The 22,568-nt window shown below is 52.8% G+C and carries 16 protein-coding genes and 4 pseudogenes; 9 read left to right on the plus strand and 11 right to left on the minus strand.

Features of this window, described 5'->3' with window-relative positions:
• Window positions 1-362: 362 nt before the first annotated feature.
• Window positions 363-578, minus strand: a complete 216-nt coding sequence (locus tag ACM6G4_RS07180) for a BPSL0761 family protein (protein WP_414913360.1) — start codon at window positions 576-578, stop codon at window positions 363-365.
• Between the two features lie 322 nt (window positions 579-900).
• On the opposite strand from ACM6G4_RS07180, the pseudogene ACM6G4_RS07185 reads away from it, so the two are divergent.
• A pseudogene (locus ACM6G4_RS07185) lies at window positions 901-2,135 on the plus strand (ATP-dependent nuclease); the annotation flags it as partial.
• Window positions 2,136-2,439: 304 nt separating this feature from the next.
• On the opposite strand, the gene ACM6G4_RS07190 reads toward ACM6G4_RS07185, so the two are convergent.
• Window positions 2,440-3,066, minus strand: a complete 627-nt coding sequence (locus ACM6G4_RS07190) for a response regulator (protein ID WP_414913361.1) — start codon at window positions 3,064-3,066, stop codon at window positions 2,440-2,442.
• 249 nt (window positions 3,067-3,315) lie between these two features.
• Window positions 3,316-4,252, minus strand: a pseudogene (locus tag ACM6G4_RS07195) (IS5 family transposase).
• Window positions 4,253-5,104: 852 nt separating this feature from the next.
• Here ACM6G4_RS07195 and ACM6G4_RS07200 point away from each other — a divergent pair.
• From ACM6G4_RS07200 to ACM6G4_RS07210, 3 genes are all read left to right on the plus strand, one after another.
• Window positions 5,105-5,731, plus strand: a complete 627-nt coding sequence (locus ACM6G4_RS07200; RefSeq protein ID WP_414913362.1) for a response regulator — start codon at window positions 5,105-5,107, stop codon at window positions 5,729-5,731.
• Window positions 5,732-5,754: 23 nt separating this feature from the next.
• Window positions 5,755-9,360 carry a transporter substrate-binding domain-containing protein gene (locus ACM6G4_RS07205; protein WP_414913363.1) on the plus strand — a complete coding sequence of 1,202 codons (3,606 nt, stop codon included), beginning with the start codon at window positions 5,755-5,757 and terminating at the stop codon, window positions 9,358-9,360.
• 670 nt (window positions 9,361-10,030) lie between these two features.
• Window positions 10,031-11,251: an EAL domain-containing protein gene (locus tag ACM6G4_RS07210; protein WP_414913364.1), complete on the plus strand. Its 1,221-nt coding sequence runs from the start codon at window positions 10,031-10,033 to the stop codon at window positions 11,249-11,251.
• Window positions 11,252-11,660: 409 nt separating this feature from the next.
• Here ACM6G4_RS07210 and ACM6G4_RS07215 read toward each other — a convergent pair whose 3' ends face one another.
• On the minus strand, window positions 11,661-12,467 hold the full coding sequence (locus ACM6G4_RS07215) for a helix-turn-helix domain-containing protein (RefSeq protein WP_414913374.1): 807 nt from the start codon (window positions 12,465-12,467) through the stop codon (window positions 11,661-11,663).
• A gap of 118 nt (window positions 12,468-12,585) precedes the next feature.
• On the opposite strand from ACM6G4_RS07215, the gene ACM6G4_RS07220 reads away from it, so the two are divergent.
• Window positions 12,586-12,945 carry a DUF2834 domain-containing protein gene (locus ACM6G4_RS07220; RefSeq protein WP_093215836.1) on the plus strand — a complete coding sequence of 120 codons (360 nt, stop codon included), beginning with the start codon at window positions 12,586-12,588 and terminating at the stop codon, window positions 12,943-12,945.
• A 46-nt stretch (window positions 12,946-12,991) separates the two neighbouring features.
• Here the strand turns inward: ACM6G4_RS07220 and tnpC are convergent, their stop codons facing one another.
• From tnpC to ACM6G4_RS07240, 4 genes are all read right to left on the minus strand, one after another.
• The gene (tnpC, locus tag ACM6G4_RS07225) at window positions 12,992-14,569 is read right to left on the minus strand and encodes an IS66 family transposase (RefSeq protein ID WP_414913365.1); all 1,578 of its coding nucleotides are present in this window, start codon (window positions 14,567-14,569) and stop codon (window positions 12,992-12,994) included.
• A gap of 61 nt (window positions 14,570-14,630) precedes the next feature.
• Window positions 14,631-14,966 carry an IS66 family insertion sequence element accessory protein TnpB gene (gene tnpB, locus ACM6G4_RS07230; RefSeq protein ID WP_047542313.1) on the minus strand — a complete coding sequence of 112 codons (336 nt, stop codon included), beginning with the start codon at window positions 14,964-14,966 and terminating at the stop codon, window positions 14,631-14,633.
• Window positions 14,963-15,280, minus strand: coding sequence for an IS66-like element accessory protein TnpA (tnpA, locus tag ACM6G4_RS07235; RefSeq protein WP_414913366.1), 318 nt, complete (start codon window positions 15,278-15,280; stop codon window positions 14,963-14,965). The genes tnpB and tnpA overlap by 4 nt, the downstream gene beginning before the upstream one ends.
• A gap of 287 nt (window positions 15,281-15,567) precedes the next feature.
• Entirely contained in the window at window positions 15,568-16,005 is a 438-nt protein-coding gene (locus ACM6G4_RS07240; RefSeq protein ID WP_414913367.1) for an acetyltransferase, read from the minus strand.
• Between the two features lie 503 nt (window positions 16,006-16,508).
• On the opposite strand from ACM6G4_RS07240, the gene ACM6G4_RS07245 reads away from it, so the two are divergent.
• Both ACM6G4_RS07245 and ACM6G4_RS07250 read left to right on the plus strand, forming a co-directional pair.
• A complete protein-coding gene (locus ACM6G4_RS07245; protein ID WP_414913368.1) occupies window positions 16,509-17,372 on the plus strand; it encodes a hypothetical protein in 864 nt (287 codons plus the stop codon).
• Window positions 17,373-17,547: 175 nt separating this feature from the next.
• Window positions 17,548-18,510: a hypothetical protein gene (locus ACM6G4_RS07250; protein WP_414913369.1), complete on the plus strand. Its 963-nt coding sequence runs from the start codon at window positions 17,548-17,550 to the stop codon at window positions 18,508-18,510.
• Window positions 18,511-18,605: 95 nt separating this feature from the next.
• Here ACM6G4_RS07250 and ACM6G4_RS07255 read toward each other — a convergent pair.
• From ACM6G4_RS07255 to ACM6G4_RS07265, 3 genes and pseudogenes are all read right to left on the minus strand, one after another.
• Window positions 18,606-18,743, minus strand: a pseudogene (locus ACM6G4_RS07255) (IS3 family transposase); the annotation flags it as partial.
• Window positions 18,724-18,984 carry a transposase gene (locus tag ACM6G4_RS07260; protein WP_414913370.1) on the minus strand — a complete coding sequence of 87 codons (261 nt, stop codon included), beginning with the start codon at window positions 18,982-18,984 and terminating at the stop codon, window positions 18,724-18,726. The gene ACM6G4_RS07260 and the pseudogene ACM6G4_RS07255, both read right to left, overlap by 20 nt.
• A 96-nt stretch (window positions 18,985-19,080) precedes the next feature.
• Window positions 19,081-20,108: pseudogene (locus ACM6G4_RS07265) on the minus strand (IS3 family transposase); the annotation flags it as partial.
• A gap of 169 nt (window positions 20,109-20,277) precedes the next feature.
• Here ACM6G4_RS07265 and ACM6G4_RS07270 point away from each other — a divergent pair.
• Window positions 20,278-21,018: a hypothetical protein gene (locus ACM6G4_RS07270; protein ID WP_414913371.1), complete on the plus strand. Its 741-nt coding sequence runs from the start codon at window positions 20,278-20,280 to the stop codon at window positions 21,016-21,018.
• Between the two features lie 104 nt (window positions 21,019-21,122).
• On the plus strand, window positions 21,123-22,568 hold a 1,446-nt coding region (locus ACM6G4_RS07275; protein WP_414913372.1), incomplete at its 3' end, for an ESPR-type extended signal peptide-containing protein.

The following is a 22,568-nucleotide window of genomic DNA, read 5'->3' on the forward strand; positions in this document are numbered from 1 at the left end:
GGGCAGATGCCGCCACTTTTCTTTCTGATGTGTCCGGCAGAAAACGGCCGATTCTGTTGAAAAAGTCGACCATAGCTTCCACGGCAGAAAAGTACGCGCTTGAGTTTGAAATCTTCGCTTTGAGCAGAAGACTCCGAGCTCAGATTTCGCGTAGCGGCACGCAAAAAAGGCGTTTTCAGCCGTCAGCAGGCTTGCAGTCTGGAAGATCCGACTTTTTCAACAGAATCGGCCCATTGCTGCCGTTCGCCAATGCCTGTTAATGGCCGGAATGCCCTTATTGTCTATAGTCATCAACCGACACTCACGCCCCGAATGTTCATTTTCGAAGGCTCGTGAAAGACGTCTAGGTAGCTATTTCAGCCTTACGCTGGGCTGAAGAATGGCGATACCCTAAATGTCTCTGGATAGCCTGCTTCGAATTGTCCTTGCATCAAAACCTCGCTCCTGCTGGGGTAGTGGCGAAGTATTTGATCTGCCATATCACGCAACTCAGAATTCAGAGTAATGTCTTGCGAAATTTCTCGCAAAAACAATCCGGCGGCAATCACCGCCCTAGTACGCTCGTGAGGCATCGTCATAAGGTTTTCCTATTTACAAAGTGGTATTGGTATTCAGGAGCTTACAGGCGAGTATCGGTACCCGAAACCGGAATACGACCGACCACCAGGTCACTGGCCGCTGCAGCTTGATCGACGTGGCCGAACGAGATTCCGAAGAGCATCTCATTGATGCTGCGCTGCCGATCGCTGGCGCTACTGAAGGGGGACCCTCTTACTCTGCCTCGCAAGGCCGCCGTCGCTGCTTCGTCTTCTCACTGGACAGGGTGCCCACGTCCCTATAGCGTGAACCGCAATGGCCTTACGCCACACTGGTCGCCGCAACTTCATAAGGATTTGAAACGTGCTCATAGATTCGCTACGCCTGATCAACTTCAAAAAGTTCAAGGATCAGACTTTTGACTTCAACGAAGATGTGAATATTTTCGTGGGTGATAACAACGCAGGCAAAAGCATGATCCTGGAAGCTTTGGAGATCGTGCTCAATTTTCAGCATCGCGGTCGGCCATTCAATAGCGAATTTTCCCCTGATCTATTCAACGCAGAGGCAGTCGCTGCGTTCCGCGCCTCGCCAAAAGTGCCTGCAGATTTACCGATCCTCGTGATCAAGGCGTATATGAAGAACGTGCCCGACTACCGCGGTGCGAACAACAGCCTGAAGAAAGATGCTCAGGGGGGGGCAGATCAAAGCCAGCTTTGATCCAGATTTTACTGATGCCTGCAACGATTACCTAGTATCCGGTGCCGCGATAGCCAGCATCCCAGTGGAATTCTACTAAGTCGAATGGATGGATTTTGCCTGAGATGTTATTAAGCCGATGACCAAGCAATTTAGAGCGCTCTACATTGACCCCACTCGTATTCATCCAACTTTCGGAAAAAATCAGTAAATCTCGAATGTGCTGAGCACCGCACTCAGAAAGGACGAAGAGTACCGTCTGAGCCTGCACTACCGTGAGACCCTCCAATCCTTCAACAATACCGATGAAGTCACCACCGTCAATAAGGATTTGGATTCCGATAACAGGATCACGGAAAAGAAGCTGACCATCGCCGCCAACACCATGCCCGCCGGCGCCAGAATGGTCTGCAACTTGAAGTAAATGCCGTGCCGTTCCACATGAACGGTAAGGATGAGCAGAGCAAGGTGCAAATCAAGCTGGCCCTGTACAACAAGTCAAAAGACATCGACCTGGTAATGATGGAGGAGCCGGAAAATCACCTGTCGCATGTCGAACTGAGCAAGTTGGTGCAGGACATTGGGGACCAGCGAGACGGCAAGCAGCTATTCTGACCACCCACAGTTCTTATGTGCTTAACAAACTGAGCACAGATAAAATCTGCTTGCTGCATGACACATACAAGCGACTGCATCTCCTGGACAAGGGGGTGGTAAAGACGCTGAAGCGGCTGCCAAGCTACGACACGCTGCGTGTTGCGCTCTCCAGGAAGGTGGTATTGGTAGAAGGCCCCTCTGATGAGTTGATTCTCAAAAGGATCTATAAAGACATCCACAATGGGCGTCTGCCAGAGCAGGACGGGATCGATATCATCGTGGTGCGCGGCGTCGGGTTCAAGAGGGTCTATCATTCTTAGCTCAAAACACACTAGATCCCACTAGCGAGGCCGTACGGTGCACTCTATTTGCTTAACCCACCCCTCGTTCAATGCAAGTCATACAAGGATCACTAATTAAATGTCCTCCATCAGGATATGGGCGAGGTAGGAGAGAGGGGGACTCCAGTCATATCAGGGTACGCCGCCGTAATAACGGTCTCCGTAGCCCAGCAGCTTCGAACACATCTGTAATTCATCGAGTGAATCTCCGACTCACCTGCAAACCATTAAATGTCATTAATCGAAAAAATCGAAATGGTAACGATTAGAACATACCATTACGATGCGCCATACTCATCATGGCAGCTAACGACCCTACTCCCAATTTCGAGAAAATTCGAGATTTGTAGGTGCCGATAGTCTTGCAGTTCAGCTTTGCAGTCTCGCTGATCTCCTTATAAGAAAGACCTTTAAGCAATTGCTGAAAAACCATCTGCTCCTGAACAGAGAGCGATGCAATACGTCGAGCCTCACTGACTTCCGCGGCAGCATCCAGGGTAGGATTGAAGGCAATAAATGGAAAATAGGTATATCCATTCATTACAGCTAAAACAGCATCAGTCAGATCACTTAGGCCACCACTTTTGGCGACAAAACCCAAAGCGCCAGCACACATACACCGATTTGCAAAACCTTCGGCCGACAATTCAGTCACTACTAGTACCTTGCGACCTGAGGCTGGGATATTCAGCTGTTCAAGCACTTCCAAGCCACCTAGACCAGGGATCAAGAGGTCCAATATAATCAGATCAGGTAACAATTCATGTGCCATCTCCACCACAGCCAATCCATTTTCCGCCTCTCCTACAACGTCAAATCCTTCCTGATTCAGCATAATCCTAATACCGGCCCGCATGAAGGGATGGTCATCCACAACCAGAACTTTTGGCACGTTCATCTCCGTCCTATCTACAGCATTTACGTCGAACGCTCCTAGCACAGACCGCCTATGAAGGTGCATTCAGCGGTTAAGCCCCCCTTTTAGAAAAGAAAGAAACTGCAAAGGGACTGCCTCAAAAATCACTTGAATTGTGCGAGTACCAACTCAAACAGTCAGGAGGAAACGTCTCTAAAAGTTGTAGGGTTGTTCCTCACGCCATAGGTGAAACGTCTGCCGTATACGTCGGACCAAGCCATTTACTCAACCCAGCAGGGGCGACAGCGCAAATAGCGTCACCAACTGTGCCGTGTTCTTGGCTAGACCAAGGAAGCGCGTCTTCACACAACCGAACTGGCGCTTGACAACCCGAAACGGCTGCTCGACCTTCACCCTTACCTGCGCCTTAGCTTTTCGATCTTGCGTTTGGCTTTGTACAGGATGCGGTGTTTGCCTAGTATTTGGTAGGTGCTGCGCCGGGCGGCAATCTGCCAGATGAACTCGCGAGCTTCATGCTCGGAGTGTTTCTCCACTCCTGTATAGCCGGCATCGGCACAGACCACGTTTCGTCGCTGTGCAGTATCCTATCGATCTGCGTAACATCTGCCATATTGGGCGCCGCGTCCACCAAGCTATCCACCAGGCCCGGCTCGACATCCACACCGATATGGGCTTTCATGCCGAAGTACCATTGATTGCCCTTCTTGGCCTGGTGCATTTATGGGGCGCGCTTGCGGTCCTCGTTCTTGGTCGAAACTCAGCGCATGAATCAGTGTGGCATCGACGATGGTGCCCTGGCGCAACGACAGGGCGCGATCACCCAGGTAGCCCATTGATCACGCCCAGAACCCTGCCGGCACTCGTGCTTTTTCAACATACGACGGAAGTTGAGGATGGTGGTTTCGTCGGGAATGCGCTCCAGGCTCAGCCCAGCAAACTAGCGCAGAATAGTCGTCTCATACAGTGCCTCTTCCATCGTTGGATCGCTGTAGTCGAACTAGTTTTGCATCAGATGGACACTTAGTATCGCTATTAGCGGATAGGGCGGACGGCCACCATCATCCTTCGGGTAGTGCCGCTCGATCAGAGTAATCAAAACCTACCACGGCACCACCCGATCCATCTCGATCAGGAGCAACTCTTTACAGATCTGCTCGCATTTGCCGGCGTACTCGGCGTCGGCAAAAGTCATTTGCTTCATCGAAAACTCGTCGGGTGACGTCTGGGTATTTTGCCAAAATCAGGAAGTCTTCTTCAGAGTTTCCCTAGGGGAATCGCAGAGAAGCACGACGCTGCAATCAGTATTCACCTATTACCCATCCATTGGTCTAAGCAATTTCACCCGCAGCTACATAAAAAGTCTACGTTGATATCCAGCCCTGCTTGACCTCGTCAAGTGAGCTGTCCAACCAAAAATGGGCGAACCTTTGTTCGAAACCTGCCGCGATGATCCGCATTGATCCCATTTGGCTCACCATCAAGCCAAGTCAATTGAGGCGCTCGTCTGCAAGGCACCGCGCTTCGACTCATTACCAGGTCGCTCTGCGCCGAATCGGACCTTGCGGCTGAAGCACGCTTGGGTACAGGATGAGCTCGCTTGCCGTACCTTTGTGCAAATCTCGGCGGACAATAACTTAAACTACTCTGGACAGTGTGCATCATGCGAACCTACAACACTTGGCAATGATCATTACCCAGACCGCTGGGCGAAACGAAAAGCCCCTGTAATTACTAGCCAGCGTCAAATAGGATATCAATCATTCGTGGCTACGATAGCCAGTCTTAAAGCTCGGGTAGGGATGCTTTAATATCGGACGTATGGCGATGTCTTCGCAGCGTCCTTGCGGCGTTAGCGACTAAAATCTCTAGGAATTTTCCTACGGGTTATAGAGAAAAAGGCTATGGGATCTTCGGCGTCATTCACTGAGAATGCAGCGCATTTTGTGTCGGCAGGTCTGTATGGCGGTCACCCGGGAGGACTTTGACTGATAAATTTGTTGTGATGACACCTTGTAAGTACGTCGTCGATATCTGCATACGGAGCAGAAGTATAATGTCAAGAGTTCTGATCGTTGATGACCACCCTTTCATACGTGCTGGGGTGAGGTTGGTTCTGAACCAGGAAGGCTTTGAGGTGGTGGGTGAGGCGGACGATGGTACTTCTGCCGTGCGGATGGCTCGAGAGTTGTTGCCGGATCTTATCATTTTGGACATTTCTATTCCGCGCCTGGATGGTTTGGAGGTAATTGGTCGGCTTAACGGTGTTACTTCTTGCATCAAAGTGCTGGCGCTGACCTCTCAGTCAGCCGAGTGCTTCGCGCCTCGCTGCTTGAAAGCCGGTGCGTCGGGTTTCGTCTCGAAATCCGGTGATCTTAGTGAGCTAGTTCGAGCAGCCAAGGCGGTTATGGCGGGATATACCTATTTTCCAGCGGTTGCCGTCAATTCTGTACGCCGTACCGATATGAACTCTAGCGAGGCAGACCGCATCGCCTTGCTATCTGATCGAGAACTGATGATCCTGCAGTATCTGACTCGAGGCCTTAGTAATAAGGAAATTGGCGATGCTATCTTGTTGAGTAATAAAACCATAAGCACCTATAAGGCTCGAGTAATTGAGAAGCTCAATGTCAAAACCCTGGTAGATCTGGTGGACTTAGCAAGACGCAACGGTTTGATTTGAATAGCCAAATGGGGTCGCTCTTGGTGCTCTCTCTGATTCAGCGCTTCTGCAACCTGTTATTGCTCGGTTGCATATTGATTCTTACACTTGCCACAGCACGTGGTGAAGAGCTGCGCTTATTTGGTCGTTCCTCAGTCGATGGCTATCGCGCAGAGCTCAGTAGCGAAGATTGGAGTTGGTTGCGCGAACGTCGAGTATTGCGCCTTGGTATCACGACACCAGACTATCCACCATTGGATGTACTGAGCAACCAGAGTGATTATGAAGGTATAACAGCCGACTACGCTCAGTTGCTTGGCGAATTGCTACATGTACGTATAGAGTTGAGGCTTTTTGAAGGGCGTAAGGAGGCCCTTCAAGCCCTGAAAGAGCAGAGCATAGATCTCCTGTCCACTGCCAATGAATACGATACCTCTGAAGGTGTTGTACTTTCGCTGCCCTATGCTACAGATCAGCCAGTACTGGCCGCGAGGTCGGGCGATGAATCCGCACAGGTTCCAGAATTAAGCGGTGTACGTTTGGCAATGGCTTACCACTATCTATCCGAAGCGTCTGTGCGGACTCACTACCCTAAGGCTCGACTGCAACTCTACCCATCAACGCTAGCTGCGATGGGAGCGGTAGCGTTCGGTCAGGCAGATGTTTACTTGGGAGATGCCATTGCCACCGATTACCTGATAAACCGCAGCTACCTAAACAATATTCGTTTGGTGAATTTTGCGAGCATCAATACTGCGCCCTTCGCTTTCGCGCTGAATAGAGACAATACGCAATTGTTGCGAGTAGTGAACCAGGCGTTAGAGGCTATTCCTGAGCGTGAGCGGATGCTTATCTTGCGACGTTGGGATGCTGACCGATCCAGCATCCCGGGCAACCGGATACAATTGACCCGTATTGAGCAAAATTGGATTGACCAGCATCCGGTAGTGACGATGGCAATCAACGAAACTGCTCTGCCTTTCACATTTTTTGATGAAGACGGTAACTTACGTGGAATCAGCGCGGATGTATTAGAACGGATTAGCCAGCGCACAGGGATTCATTTTGAAGTCAACCGAGTTGGCACGCTGCAGGAGATAGCCTCCCATGTTGCTCGGGGAGAGTCAGATTTGCTACCAGCCTTCACCTCCAGTATAGAAAATGAGGGGAAACTAAGCCTCACTCGCCCTTACTTTACCTCCGCATTCGTGTTGGTCTGCCGTACTTCGTCTGGTCAGGTAACCCTTAATGATCTGGCGGGGAAGACTTTGGCGCTAGTTCGTGGCAGCTACCTATATGAATATCTTCGCAAAAACTTTCCACATATAAAGATTGTTGAGGTTGCCGGTGCTGCTGAAGCCATGGAGATGGTTGCAGAAGATCGTGCCGATGCGACGATTAACACGTTAATTGGTGCTCGCTATTTAATCTCTCAGCGTTATTCAGGGAAATTACGTATCACTGCTACCATAGGAACTGTTCCTGGCCAAGCTGCATTTGCTACTGCGCGAGGCTCTTTGGAGTTGATTACAATTCTAGATAAGGCGTTATTGAGTATTTCTCCTTCTGAGATGGCCGATCTGACCCGACGCTGGAATGGCGAGGTCGTGATTTCTGAGAGCTACTGGGCGCGCCATGGCGCCCTGATTTTCAAAGGATTAGTCGGTGGTGGCATAGCACTAGGAACAGTACTTGTGTGGGTATATTGGCTACGTCGTCAAATTCGTAGCCGTATCCAGGCCGAGCAGGCCTTGAGTGACCAGATGGAATTTATGCGTGTTTTGGTTGATGGCACGCCCCATCCCATTTACGTACGTGATCGCCAAGGACGGCTAGTGTCATGCAATACCAGCTATCTAGAGCGACTCAATGTACGTAGGGAAGATGTGATTGGTCATAATGTAGGTGACGGCGTATTGGCGTCTCTTGACGAGGCGAGAAACTACGAGTCTATCTATCAAAGGGTGATGTCTAGCGGTGAGCCAGATGTAGGGGATCGTCAATTGACTCTGTCCAAAGGTGAAGTCTTGACCATCTACCAATGGGTATTGCCCTACCGTAGTTCAGACGGCGTGATGGAGGGCATCATTTGTGGCTGGATTGATATTAGTGAACGCAAAAATCTGCTCGAGGCTGAGCAGGAAGCGCGCGACGCGGCAGAGAGTGCCAATCGGGCCAAGACGACGTTCCTCGCGACGATGAGCCATGAAATCCGCACACCGATGAACGCTATCCTCGGAATGCTTGAATTGGCACAAAAGAAGTCAGATCAAGGCATAATTGATCGCAAAGCGCTGGAGGTGGCGTCGAACTCGGCACATAGTCTGCTTGATCTCATTGGTGACATTCTTGATATTGCTAGGATCGAGTCAGGCAAGCTAACTCTCGATCCGCAGCGCGCAAACCTTCGCACGCTTATCGAATCCACATTGGGGGTATTCGAAGGGCTGGCCCGTCAGAAGCGTCTTGGTCTATTTTTCGATTGCATTGGCGACGCCACAGTAGACGTCCAGATCGATCCAATGCGCTTCCGGCAAGTGCTATCGAACCTTATTGGCAACGCCATCAAATTTACCGATCAGGGCGAAGTTCGGGTGGCCTATCGGTCCGAGGCAGACGGAGATTTTTTGGCAGTCCGGGTAGAAGTGATTGATAGTGGCCAAGGCATTTCTGCTGAAGACTTGCAGCGCTTATTCGCACCGTTCTCGCAGGTTGGTAACAGACAGGCGTTTCCGCGTAATAGTGCCGGCCTAGGGCTGGTGATTAGCCGAACGCTCTGTGAAATGATGGGCGGAAGTTTGGACTTATCCAGCGAGTTGGGGCGCGGTACGCGCGTAGTCATCCAATTGCGCTTGCCGCTACTAGACGACTTAAAACCTATCGCGCCGCTTGTGCAGGAGGAAGTGGCCGAGAATAGTCCGTCGCTCAACGTATTGGTGGTGGATGACTATCCTGCCAATCGCCTGCTGCTGGCTCAGCAGTTAGGCTATCTCGGGCACCAGGTGCAAGATGCTGACGACGGGGAACAAGGTCTACACGCCTGGCGTCATGGCGAATTCGATGTGGTAATCACAGATTGCAATATGCCAAACCTTAACGGCTACGACCTGGCCAAGGCGATCCGCCAGCAAGAACGTGAGGAGAGGCGCCTTCCTTGCGTTATCTTCGGCTTTACTGCCAACGCGGTACCTGAGGAGCGACAACGTTGTCTTGATGCAGGAATGGATGACTGCCTGTTCAAACCCATTACACTTGGTGATGTACGCTGCCAACTCACTGGTATAGCCCCCCGTATCAAGAGCAAAAGCGTCACATCGACATTTGATCTGGCCTATTTACAACAACTTACGCTAGGTAATAGAGAGGCTCTCAACTCTTTGCTGAAAGACTTGATGCGTTCTATTGTTGAGGACCGCAATCGGCTTGCTGAATATTCCTCTGAAACAAACAGCCATCAACTTGCTGACCTTGCCCACCGCATTAAAGGGGGCGCGCGGTTGGCTCGAGCAGGCTCGCTGTTGGAGACATGCGAACACTTAGAAAGTGTATGTCAGATGGAAGCTACTCATGATCAGAGGCAATCTGCCATCACTGCCCTGCGCAAAGCGCTGGATAACTTGGCTCAAGAATTGGAAATGCAATTATACTAAGGCATGGACGGCATCTCTCCCACCTTGAGATAAAGCCTTTTCATTGTGTATTGATTTAGCTCAACGATATTAATTGATGATCACTCTTTGCCACGCGTATGTAGGTATTTTAGGCCATATCAGCATACAATTCATATACTGTTCGAAAGCGTCTAGACGTTAATTTTAAGGGCGTACGAAGTGGTAGTCGCAGTACTTTACCTACTGATTCTATTGGTGCTACAACACTGCATGAAGCCTAGGAAGCCAAATGTCTCCGGTTTTACCAACGTATTCCCCCTGCCCAGCTTCAAACTCATCGAGATTGTTGAAATCTTTCAGGTAAAAGAACTCGGATTTCAATGTGTCGAAATTGCTTTCCATATGGCTATCTCCGTATATAAAGATTTCAGCGTCGCGCCCGCGAAACCCAGTTGCTGTCTGCGATCAACGTGAAGGGGGTTACCGAGTGATGGGTAATCACAACTCTTGAACGCCGGATCAAACAACCCATACGTGGCGCGGTAGGCAATTTACTCCAGCCGTCCTGCGCATCAATTGCCGATCTTACCATGCGATGCATAAGTGGGTTTTTCAGAGTTTTCCTACAGCACGCTGAGAGCGTGCCTCATAGCGTCTCAGAGTCCCTCGGGGGAGAATCTCGCTATCTCTATCGTCTGAGGAACTGAGCATGCTGCCGCTAACAGCGCTGATTCTGCAAAATCCGGGTGTCCACCGATCTTCTATCTCAGCGTTGCTACATCACCTCGACTTTGGTCGAGTCGTGGAAATGACTAGCAATACAGTGGCGCTCGAGGCGTTGCGCAAGTCTGGTGGCGTTACGCTACTTCTCTGGGATTTGCGGACTTGCCCGGCTGTTTGCCTGGACTTCCTTCTATCGGTGGCAAGGGAGCATCTCGCACGAACTCTTGTCATTATCGGAGAGCCCGCGAAGGGAGCTTGGCCAGCACTGAAGCGATTGCTGAGCCTCCACGGCCTCCATGTGCTGCAAGCTGAAGGGGCGGGAGCTATTCCCGATGGCTTTGCAGAAGTTCTCGCAGCTATAAAACTTCGAGGCGCAATCACGCCGAAGTCGCCAATACTCCGGGAAACTCCCGCAGACGAGGCCGTCGTAACGGCGCTTTGGCATGGAGAAATTCGTCCCGCATTTCAGCCGAAGGTCTCAGTGAAAACTGGGCGAATTTGCGAATTTGAAGTGTTGGCGCGCTGGCAGCGACCGGACGGCGATCTTCTTGCTCCTGACCAATTTCTTCCAGCATTGCGTGATGCCGGACTACTTGATGCCTTGCTTTTTACCCTATTGGGTCAAGCATTCAGCAAGCTGTCTGCTCAGGGGCATACAACCATCAAGTTAGCATTCAATCTAGAACCATCGCAGATTTCCCGGCCGGGTTTCGCCGTTAGGGTTGAGCAATGGCTGCGGCGGCTGGGTGTTGATCCTCGACGCATCACATTCGAGCTTACAGAACTAGGCCTTCTAGAAGCTCCGGAGGTTAGCTTGGAAAATCTGTTACGCCTGCGCATGCTCGGTTGCGGTTTAGCCATAGACGACTTCGGTAGCGGTCAGTCTACGTTGCAGCGATTGGTAGAGCTGCCGTTTACCGAATTGAAGTTGGATGCTTGCTTCGTCCAAGAGTTGCACTGTGACCCTCGTCGCAGAGCAGTGTTGAGTAACGCTGTTTCGCTCGGGCGCGCCCTGGAGTTATCTGTTGTCGCGGAAGGAGTTGAAACGGAAAGTCAACTTCGCCAGTTGGAAGATCTGGGCTGTGATTATGTGCAAGGCTACTACTTCAGCAAAGCGGTGATGGGGGACGCATTGGAGCATTTGCTGCGCTCCCCCGTACTAGAACGCAACGACGTGGTGCTTCCGATAAGAACCTGCCGCAAGTAGCGTCCAGGTCGGCTAGCCGTTCAGGTCCCCTGTCTTTTATCGGGCGCGGCAATAGCCTCTCTCACCGCAGACCTGTGTCCCTGCTTACTCTTATGGGCGGCTTATATTCGGCTGCGGGCTCGGCGAACCTTAGATGAGGCCGATACCAAACTTTGACCTTTGGCCGCTCTAACTTTTTGCTCAAAGCCTAACAGCTCGACTGTTGTAAGCGTCCGACGAACTCACCTTCCGAACTCCAGCGTTAAGGGCGATGGTGTCCACGTGTTTTTAAGCGGACGCGATCACCCTTATCGCCAGGATTTCCATGCGCCAACGAAGCTCTTATCCGAAAACATTCAAAGCCCAGATCGTTCAAGAGTAAGCGTCTGGCGAACACACCTATGAATGTGTTGAACCGAAGATAAGGGCATCAGCATTTCAATTGTCCATAGGCTCGGGCCATGACTTCCCAGGTTCTCGCGTCGGCAGGAATCAGATGCTCAATACGCAGCGACTCCATCGTAATGTCGAGAGGCATGCCAAATGTTGTAAAAGTTGACATGAATTTCAGTTCCCCGTGCCTTGAGTCGAGCCGCGTCAGTACCAACGGAGGCAGTTCGTTTGTCAACGTGGAAGCCTCTTGAGGCATGGGGAGGCTTTTCAGAAGCGTAGCGAGCCCCGGGTTGCTCAGGGCCTCTCTAGCTGCCCTTTGCCAAGCAATCAATCTGATTTCCTCGACGTTGTTCAGATGATCGCCCAACCCTCCAGGCTCCAGCAGCGTTACCAACAGATTTAGGCCTTCTGCCGCATCGGCACTCAGGCCGACCAGATCGAACAGCACTCCAGTGCTGGCGTTGGCTGCCAATATCTCCCACTGACTCCCCAAGACAATCGCTGGTGCGGGGTTGTTGGCATGAAGGAGGTGAGTTATAGCGTCACGAACAGCCTCCATGCTTGGCGAGGTAAGAGGTGTTGCTTCGTAGCGCGGTGCATAACCACTGGCGAGAAAGACACTGTTGCAGTGCTCTAGAGGCGCATCGAGTGCCATGAGTAGGTTATGCAGAGTGCCTGGGCTTGGCTTGGCGCGCCCTGTCTCGATGCAGCTGAGGTGGCGCTGAGAAATACCTGACATCAAGGCGAGGTCGAGTTGGCTCAATTTTGCCTGACGTCGCAGTTGACGCAACTGCTCACTTGCAGTGATGGAGGGTGTCGTTCGAGGAAAAGGTCGGGGGCTCATTGTTCGACTCTGACGGCGCGAATTGGCTGAGTCCATGACCTGTGAGGTCATTGATCTCGTCGTGACAATATCACTACCTTGTCAGCGTTGATCATCGCTTCTTGCTCAAGGAGGACAAATGAAAAGACCCTACCTCTCACTTGCCACATTGGTGATTTTTTCCTTGTATACGGCGGGTACCATGTTCGTTGCCGATCAATCGCTCATCGACTTCGGCCTGGAGTTAATATCCAGCCCGGACACTGCCCAAGTAGTTATTGACCTTTACCTGCTCGGCGTCCTCGCTTGCATCTGGATGTATCGGGACGCTCGTTCCAAAGGCCGATCTGCGGTCTCTCTTGTGCCTTACTTTCTGATAACGGCAGTCTTCGTATCGATTGGCCCATTGCTTTACCTCGTTATCAACGGATTCGCCAAGAAGAAGCTGCCTACGGATAGCACCGGTTACAGCATCAATATTTCGCGCAATCTCGACTAAAAGGAATGAAGAGGAAGTCCGTTGGCGTTTGGCAATTCCTTTGTTTCTAGATGTCCGGCCAACACGCCTTGCGTGATTGAATGGGCGCCCATCGATGCGGCAGCAACTCCGTAATCTCACTCGCCCGCTGCGTCGGCAGGCGAGTCAGAACATCCTTCAAGTAAGCATACGGATCATGCCCGTTCATGCGCGCAGACTGGATCAAACTCATGATTGCTGCCGCCCGTTTGCCGCTGCGCAGTGACCCGGCGAACAACCAGTTGGAGCGCCCAAGTGCCCACGGTCTTATCTGATTTTCGACCGCGTTATTGTCTATGGGCACAGCACCGTCATCGAGATAGCGCGTCAGTGCCATCCAGCGCTTGAGGCTGTAATCCAGAGCTTTGGCGATAGCCGACCCTTCGGGTACAAGGTCGCGCTGGGCCATCATCCAGGTATGGAGTGCGTCGATAAGGGGCCCCGCTTTTTCCTGACGTACTCGCCAGCGTTCTTCGTCGGTCATCTCCCGCGCCAGCCGTTCAATTTCGTACAACCCACCAATTGAGTGCAGCGCCTGCTCGGCCAGTTGGCTTTTGTTCGTCGCGTGCAGATCAAAAAACTTGCGGCGGGCGTGGGCCATGCAGCCGATTTCAGTGATGCCTTGCTGGAAGCTTGCTTTGTAACCACCAAAATCATCGCAAACCAGCTTGCCATTCCACGCGCCAAGGAAGTTGCGTGCATGCTCTCCCGCACGGCTTGGACTGAAGTCATAAACGACCGCCTTGAGCGCCGAATATGGCGTAGTGCAGTAGGCCCAGACATAAGCACGATGCGTTTTCCTCTCACCCGGGGCGAGCATCTGCACCGGCGTTTCGTCAGCGTGGATCACGCCTTGAGCAAGCACTGTTTCGCGTAGCGCATCGACCAAGGGCTGGAGCTGCACACCGGTTTGACCGACCCATTGCGCCAGTGTCGATCGGGCGATGGCGAAGCCGGCGCGGCCAAAGATTTTCTCTTGCCGATACAGCGGTAAATGGTCGGCAAATTTGGCCACCATCACGTGAGCCAGCAGCCCTGCCGTCGGGATGCCCTTATCGATGACCTGGGCGGGAACCGGTGCCTGAGTCAGTGTTTCACACTCGCGGCAGACCCATTTCCCGCGCACATGCTGCTCCACCGTAAACACGCCCGGCGTGTAATCCAGCTTCTCGCTGACGTCCTCGCCAACCCGCTGGAGCTGGCAGCCGCAGGCGCATTGGATGTTGTCGGGTTCGTGATAAATCACGGTACGCGGAAACTGCGCAGGCAAGGAAACACGCTTGGGCTGCTTGCGTGGTTCAGCTTGCGCAGCCGGCGGATTCAACGCCTTCAGCTCGGCTTCAATGGCCGCGATGTCGGTGTCGAGCAAGTCGTCGAGCAAGCTGCCTTGGTCGGGACTCAATTGCTCACTGCGCTTGGCAAACTTGTTACGTTTGAACCAGGCGATTTCGTGGGTGAGTTGCTCGATGATGGTTTGGTCGCGGTCGTTCTTCTTGCCCATCCTGTCGACTTGCTGTCCGAGCGAATCAACCTGGGACAGCAACTGCGCAGCGAAAGCGCGCAGTTGGTCGGGGGTCATCTGATCGAGATTGGGCGAGGAAGTCATGCCCTGGATTTTACCAAAGCGGATCGCCTGCGGCAGCAGGCCGAGGCGCTAATTACAGCTTCTAGAGCAATGTGATTGCACCGCCAGCCCCAACGCGTTGCCAAGGCAGACCGAGCACCAAAGCCTGAAGTTGCTCGGCATCCAGCTCCATCTCGCAGCCTAGTCGAATGCCTGGCCAGTGAAACTTTCCTTGGTTCAATCGACGAGCAGCCAGCCAGACGCCAATCCCGTCATGCACCAGCACTTTCATACGAGTGGCGCGGCGGTTGGCAAACAGATAAGCACAGTGCGGCTTCGCCGCACCGAACACCGCGATCACTCTGGCTAACGCGGTCTCGGTGCCGGCACGCATGTCCATGGGCTCGGTGGCAAGCCAGATGGCGTCGATGCGAATCATTGCGTGAGTCCACGGACAAAGCGAGCGCAGCCTTCAGGATCAGACATCGGCCATTTCACCGTGATCGATTGCTCGCCAAGCGGCAGCTCAATAATCGCCAAAGCTTCCGTCTGCCGCTTGGGTGCAGCTCTCAACGGAACGAAAGCCGGCAACGCTGCTGGCGGCTGGTCTCGGTAAAGCGGCAGCCACTTGCGGATCATGTTGGCGTTGATGCCGTGGCTGATGGCGACGCTGGATAGGGTTGCGCCCGGTTGCAGGCATTCCTGAACAACCTGGGCCTTGAAGGGTTTCGGATAAGAGCTTCGATGGCGCATGGAACTCCTGACGTTAAGGCCGATAGCGTCCGCTTAAAAATACGCGGACACCATCGCCCTTAATGCTGGAGTTCGGAAGGTGACTTCCCCAGACGCTTACGTTCAAGAGTGTCTGCAACCTGGCGCAACCGTGTCCAGTGTCGCCATTATCTCAAAGATGTGCTGACACGGCTGCCGACACAGCGAGCCAGTGAGATCGGCAATTGCTAACGAATCAATGGATGCCGGCCTGATGGATAATGAATCGCCCCGAAGCAGAAGCTAAGGAGCGATTCACGAGTACAGCCCTAGCCGGGCAGGCTCAGGTGCAGCAAGGGGAAGGGGTGGCCCTCGCCATCCAGCGGAGAACGACCTGTTTGAACAAACCCGTAATGTAAATAGAACCCTACCGCTTCGGGGTTCTGTTCATTCACATCAACACTCATCTGACTGCGCGAACTGCGGGCATGATCCAGCAGCGCACGGCCAATCCCTTTCCCTCGCAGATCTGGTTCGATGAAGAGCATCTCTACGTGGTTTTTATTGAGCCCGATGAACCCTAGGGGGCAGTCCTCGGCATCTACCGCAACCCATAATTCAACAGCGGGTAGGTAAATATCGCGGAGCTGAGGAAGCAATGCCTCAATATCGGATTCTTGGAGGAAGTGATGTGTGGCGCGAACGGAGCGCAGCCAAATGTTGAGCAGTTGCGGATGGTCGGCGTTAGTAGCCTGACGAATGATCATAGAATCATCCTTAACACTTGATATCGGAAATGAGGCGCGCTAGTAGATAGCGACCGTATAAGTGTCGGCAACTTGTATGACCGCTTCGCGAGTTAACGCCTGGGCGGTTCACGGCAGAGGTAGCCGGAAAGGAGGGGGACGGACGATACTGAGATGCTTTTGGGGTGTCAATAAAAATTACGGATGGAATGATGGAAGCATGCCTGACAGATGGTGGTCAGGGCGGTAGGGATCTGCTGCGGAACGCTAGAACCGCATGATGTCAGGAGCTTACGGTGAGTTGCGCGGACGCTTACCGACTGTTGAGCAAAGGGCGATGTGGTTGATCTTTCTCAATCGCTTCCGTCAGACATTTCCTACGAAATGGCAAGACGCGACCTACTCCGCTCTTTGTTTGAACTCAATAGTCTTCTTACCAAGCGATCTACGGTGAACGCACTGATGGACTCTCCAGTTCGGTGTAAGGATCCGCCCACCTAACAAACTCTCGGAGGCATGAACTAATGAAATACAAGGCTCTCTTCGGCATCGCGCTTATTGGTAGTATCAGCGCGCTTTATGGATGCCTTCCTCAGAAATGGACCCTAAGCCGGGACGTGGTAGAAATGCCCGTTCTTCCGATCATCCAAGAATCGATTTCTCAGCTGCGCCCTCAGTTTGATGATTCTAATGCCAAGCAAATGGTTGGATACATTTGTGCGTTGGCTCGTGGTGATGCAACGCTGGAACAGGTCAGCGGCAGCTTGCTCAGCATGGGCATTGACCCGTCTAAGCTACCAATCAGTCGCTCTACATCGCTGCTGCTCACCGGAGACCGTGCGGGGCAGGCCGCAGCCTGTGCGGCTTACATTGCATTCGACGCACAATCTCCTGTCGACTTAAAAGACGTAGCAGCTATTACTTCCCCACCAGACAAAAGCGACAACTTACCAAGCACTCAAATCGACAACGCTCGTTTGACCCAAGCACTACGAGTTAAGTTGGCTTCGGCTCACGCCACTGCGGATATCTTCGCGCTGATCGGGGCAGAGTTGCGCAGGAATCCTGGTAAGGGCGTCGTGCAGTATCAGGAGCAAGCTAATCAGCTCTTTGTTCGTTTGGCACCGGTCTTCCTTGAACGGGTAAAACAGCAATTGCCACCGCCTGATGTTAACTACAGCGTGGACCGCCTTGAGGCCACCGCTCTTACTTTCAGTGCCTCTAATGGAGCTCAACTCAATATCTCCCCGGGCGTGGGCCTGACAATGCGGCAAAACGGAGTTCTCTGGTATGGCGAAGGCAAGTTGCTTGGCCATGAGTACAGCGTACCAGTAGCTTACTTCCCCCTGTCGGTGAATTCGTTGTTGGCCACTCCGGATAAAATTTGAGCTGACATGACGTCTGATGCCTGGTTTAAGTTCAGCACGCAAGTTCGATCTGGAGTTGCGCTGAAGACAGAGGCAGCAGGCGTCAGGCGAGCAACTTCAGGCAGGTATTGGTTCTTCGGTAGTAGCTCGCCTCCATGGCGGGCTCCCCATCCATCACACATGCGAATCGATGATTATGAACGGCTCCCTCAGCATTCCAAACCATCCAGAACCGTTGCCGAAAGACATTAAGGTCCCCTCCTTCAATCTCAGGTTGGATCAGCCATCGCAGAGCTACTTCGGCCAGCTTCCGGAGATGACGCGAGCCGGGCAAGGGCGGTTCACCACTCAGCGCACTCCTATCTCTGACTCCTCAGCGGAAAATAATTGTGTTGAGGTAGTCTTGGAATTGGACTATGCCTCGGAAGTCGCCGACTTGGCTGCTATTCAGGATTTGTTGTCGATGCCACTTCAGGAGCCTGCGGAGATCAAACCGCAGATCATGCGACCTACCCAGTCCGGTCCGTCTGAGTTGTCAGAAGTCGCTCCTCAGCCTGAGACCTCGAAACCTTTAAATATTGGCGACCCCGACAATGTGAATTTAGGTGTCCAGCCCTCGCTCGACTTCCTTGCCGGTATGGCCCATGAGCTATCACAACAGAAGCTCAGTGCACTGAAGACACAGGAAGCTCTAGATCATCGCTCCCTGCAGGTTAAAGAAAGGGAGCTGAGGCTTGCTGAGCAGGCTGAGCGTTTGCAACAGTTGGAACAGAGCCTCCATATTGGCAGGCTCTCTCTTGAGCGCGATGTCCAAGCGCAAGCGGCGAGTCTGTCCGAGCGCCGTACGGCTCTTCAGGTTCTGGAGGAGGCAATCGGCAGGCGCGAGCATGAATTTGCAAGCCGGGTCGAACGGCTCTCCAGGGAAGAGCAACGAGTGGAGCAGCAGGCGCATCTTCTTTTGCGTGCTATCGAACTGGATGAGCGGGAGATTGCTCTTCAGCGCCTGAGTGACAATCTTGCCGCAAAATCTGCTCGCCTTGTCGATGCCAAGAACCGCTTAGGCATTATTGTTAAGAGCTACAGTGAGAAAAATCTACGATTGGTCCGTGGTGCTTTGAGTGCTATCGATAAGACCATTTTTACAGAACTTGATGAATGATACCTACGGCCTCCTATCTTCATGGAGGCCATTTTTCTCGACTGTTACGCCTTCTTCAATACCCCCCCCAATTGCGCATGAATCGCCCCGGCTCTCTAGACGCCTTGCAAGCTCATTGCGTAACGTTTTTCAAACTCTACCGGTGAATGCTGATTGTTGAAACCATGGCGGCGTTTTGCGTTGTAGAACATCTCGATGTAATCGAACACATCGCTACGAGCATCTGTAAGCGTCTCGCAGACACCTTGTCAGCAATATAATGGCTGTCTGCATCAGCTGTCGTCTAGCTGCATGACATGGGTAGCATGAGGAATATCTGTTCGTATGATCCCGGTAGTTCGGTAGCCACTTGCGGATCACGTTGGCGTTGATGCCGTGATGGATGCCTACGCTGGAAATCGTCGCTCCTGGCTGCAGGCGCTCTTGGACGACCTGAGCTTTGAACGATTTAGGGTAAGAGCTTCGTTGGTGCATGAAATCCTGGCGATAAGGGGATCGCGTCCGCTTAAAAATACGCGGATACCATCGCCATTAATGCTCGAGTTCGGTAGGTGTGTTCGCCATCCGCTTACGAGCATCTTGCCGTGTGGTGTAGATTTTTCGCTTGATCCGTTCCCGCTTTAGAAGCCGGAAAAAGCTCTCGGCTGCGGCGTGGTCATGACAGTTGCCTCGGCGACTCATGGTGGCAACTAAATTGTTCGCCTTCAAAAGCTGCGCCAATCGGTGCTGCTGTATTGGCTGCCTTGGTCGGAGTGAGCCATCACCTCCTGTTTCGGTTTACGCCTCCAAACCGCCATCAATATCGCATCAATAGCCAACTCACTGGTCTTCTGCGACTTCATTGACCAGCCGACTACCAGACGAGAAAACAGATCCAAGACTACAACCAAATACAGCCAGCCCTCATACGTACGAATGTAGGTGATGTCGGTGACCCACGCTTTGTTAGGTTCTACGACATCGAACTGGCGCTTCAGTAAAATGGGTGAGGCGACTGCTGGCTTACCGCCATACTTTCCATGGCGTCGTCGATACCCTGTCTGAGAGCGCAGACCTTCAAGACGCATCAGTCTCGCCACACGATGTCGACCACAATCTTCACCGACCTCGCGAAGATCATCATGGATTTTGCGATAGCCATACACTTCGCCGCTCTTCAGCCACGAATGCTTAATCAAACCCAGCAATCGCTGATCGTCTTTAGCGCGTGCAGATTGCGGCTCAGACAACCAGGCGTAATAACCACTGGGATGGACTTTCAGCGTCAGGCAAAGCCGTCGAATGGAATAGTCGCCCGCGCGCTGCTTGATAAGGGCGTACTTCAGCCGCACTCCTTGGCAAAGTACGCGGCGACCTTTTTAAGGTATCTCGCTCTTCAGTGACCCGCTTGAGTTCTGCTCGCAGACGACGCAGTTCAACGTGCTGATCATCATCCTGCTGCCGCTCCTCTTGAGGTTTGCTGTAGCGCTTTATCCAGGCATAGAGGCTATGCGTCGACACACCAAGACGTGCCGCTACTTCAGCGACAGGCTACTTCTTTTCGGTCACTTGATTGACCACTTGGACTTAAATTCTTCGGGGTAACGCGGGTTGCTCATGGTACCTCCTAATTGGTCTCAGTTTAAGGCATGGAGGTGTCTACGAAACCCGAGGCGATTCAACCTTCCGCGAATCAGACGTTTCCTACATATCGCTCGGAAACAGCTTCGGTTCGTTCAGAGGGTGCCTCCCTAACATGGCTGCAGTCCCAATCAAACAGCCTTGACCATGAAAAACACTCTCAAATCCCGTTTCAAGCAAGCTGCTCAAGCCTCCGGTATTGGGCATATGCGTTCCCGTCTATTTCTTTCGCTCATGCTGATCGGTCCGCTGTGCGTTGGCGCTACTAATGCATTCAGCCAGGCGCAGTCTTCGGTTCAGACTACCCCGCAAATTTCTTACACCCAGGCCCTCGCTGACGATGCTGGCGGCCGTCACGATCAGGCACGCAAATTGTTCGATGCGCTCTCCAGCACCGAACTGAAGACTGACTCTGCAGTGCCGTCGGCAGTGAATCTGGTTCTGCTGGAGCGTTATGCAGATGCTCGCAAGGCTTTTGACGCCATCGCTAGCACTGCTACTCCGCGTGATGCTGCCTACGCCCAGGTTTGGCAGTTGTGGCTTTCCGCACGTACTTGGCAGGGACAGCCGAACGAGCTGCGCAAGCATCTGAAGCAACAGGCGCGTGGCATGCAAGGCAAAGATGCAGTGCACCAGGCACTGATTGACCTGTACGCCGGCAAGGGCAGCACCGAGATGGTATTTGCTGCCATCGAAGCTATGTCCATCGCTGATGTGGCGCGCCGCGACTTGCGCGCTGAGTCGGCCTTCTTCGCTGGTGGCTTTGCCCAGTACGTCGCTGCCGATAAGGCCACGGCCTTGCAGCTGTACCAGCGCGAATACATCAACTCCAGCGTCTCCATCGAGCGCCCGCTGCTAGAGCGCTCTATCGCTGATTTGTCCCGCTGAGTTTTCCGGAGCGAGCGCGCCTGAAACGGCAGCGCGTCGCGATCAGCGCTTCTGAATTTTCCTATTTGATTTATGCCGGCCATATACCGGCCGAGGAGTTATTTGTGAACCATATTTATCAATTGGTTTGGAATGCAACCATGGGGGCTTGGGTAGTCGCATGTGAGTTCGCTACGTCCAAAGGAAAGGGCAAGAGCGGCTCGCGTCTCTCCAAGAGTCTTAGCGCTCAAGTGCTTGCGAGCATCGCAGTGTTGGGTGCAACTGGGCAGGCGCATGCTTGGACAGCCACTGGTACGGCGACCAGTGTGGCAGATTCGAATTTGTCAACGAACACAGTTGTAGGTCAGAACGCCAGCACAGGGGGAGGTTATGGAGTTACAAACAATATCTGGCCGACGGGACTTGGCAATACCGCTATCTACGGCCAAACCATCTATTCAACTGCTGTTGGTAATGGAGCCTCAGCAAGCTTTGGTAGCGTTGCCCTAGGCGACCGCGCGGCAGCTAATACTTCTCCAATGAGCATCGCAATTGGGTCCTATGCGAAGAGCACTAGCATGGGTGGTATTGCGATTGGGACTGGTGCGATTACCACCGGCCAAGATGCGTTATCGGCTGGTGTGGCTGCTACGGCAAGCAACCGTGGGGCCATCGCCTTCGGCACGGGTAGCTTGGCTTCTGGTTTCGGTAGTACTGCGATTGGTCTGGATACTAGAGCAACGGCTGATCAGGCTATTTCTATTGGGGGCTCGGGCGCTGTGGGTGCCCAAGGGGCGAACGCAAGTGCTGCGCAAGCTGCTGCTATTGGTTCTAATTCTTTGGCTAGCGCTCAGAAAGCAATGGCCATAGGGGTCAATGCCTCGGCTACCGCTAATTCCGGTATCGCCATCGGTGTGGGTGCAACGGCCAACCAGGTGGGTGGTGTTGCGCTCGGTGTGAATGCAATATCGGATATTGCCGCGCGTGCTGGACTGGACCCGAAAACTGGAATGGCCTCTACTAGCGCTAGCAATGTGTGGAAGTCCACCCAAGCGGCAGTCAGCATCGGTAATACCACTGATACACGTCAAATCACCCACTTGGCTGCCGGCTTGGATGATACCGACGCCGTAAACGTCGCCCAGCTGAAGGCTTTAGCGGATACTTCCCTGACCTTCGCGGGCAACGCTGGTAGCGTCGCCAAGAAACTGGGTGAGACCCTCGGCATTGTTGGTAAGGCTTCCACCGCTGGTGCTTATTCAGGTAACAACCTGAAGACCGAGGCCGATCCAGTGACAGGCGAGATTAAGCTGCAGATGGCTGATGCGCCGAAGTTTGGCAATGTGACCATCAACGATAGCGGCTCGGGTAAGATCACCGGTCTGACCGCAGGTACCGCCGACACTGATGCGGTAAACGTCAGCCAGCTGAACAAGGTGGCCGATATCTCGGTGAAGTACGACACCAATATCGACGGCAGCGTCAACTACAACAACATCACCCTGGGTGGGGATACCTATAACAGCGTGTCCAAAACCGGTGGCACCAAGATCACCAACATTGCCCGTGGT

The sequence above is a fragment of the Pseudomonas sp. IT-P258 genome, from assembly GCF_949767825.1.
Taxonomy (GTDB): Bacteria; Pseudomonadota; Gammaproteobacteria; order Pseudomonadales; family Pseudomonadaceae; genus Aquipseudomonas; species Aquipseudomonas monachiensis.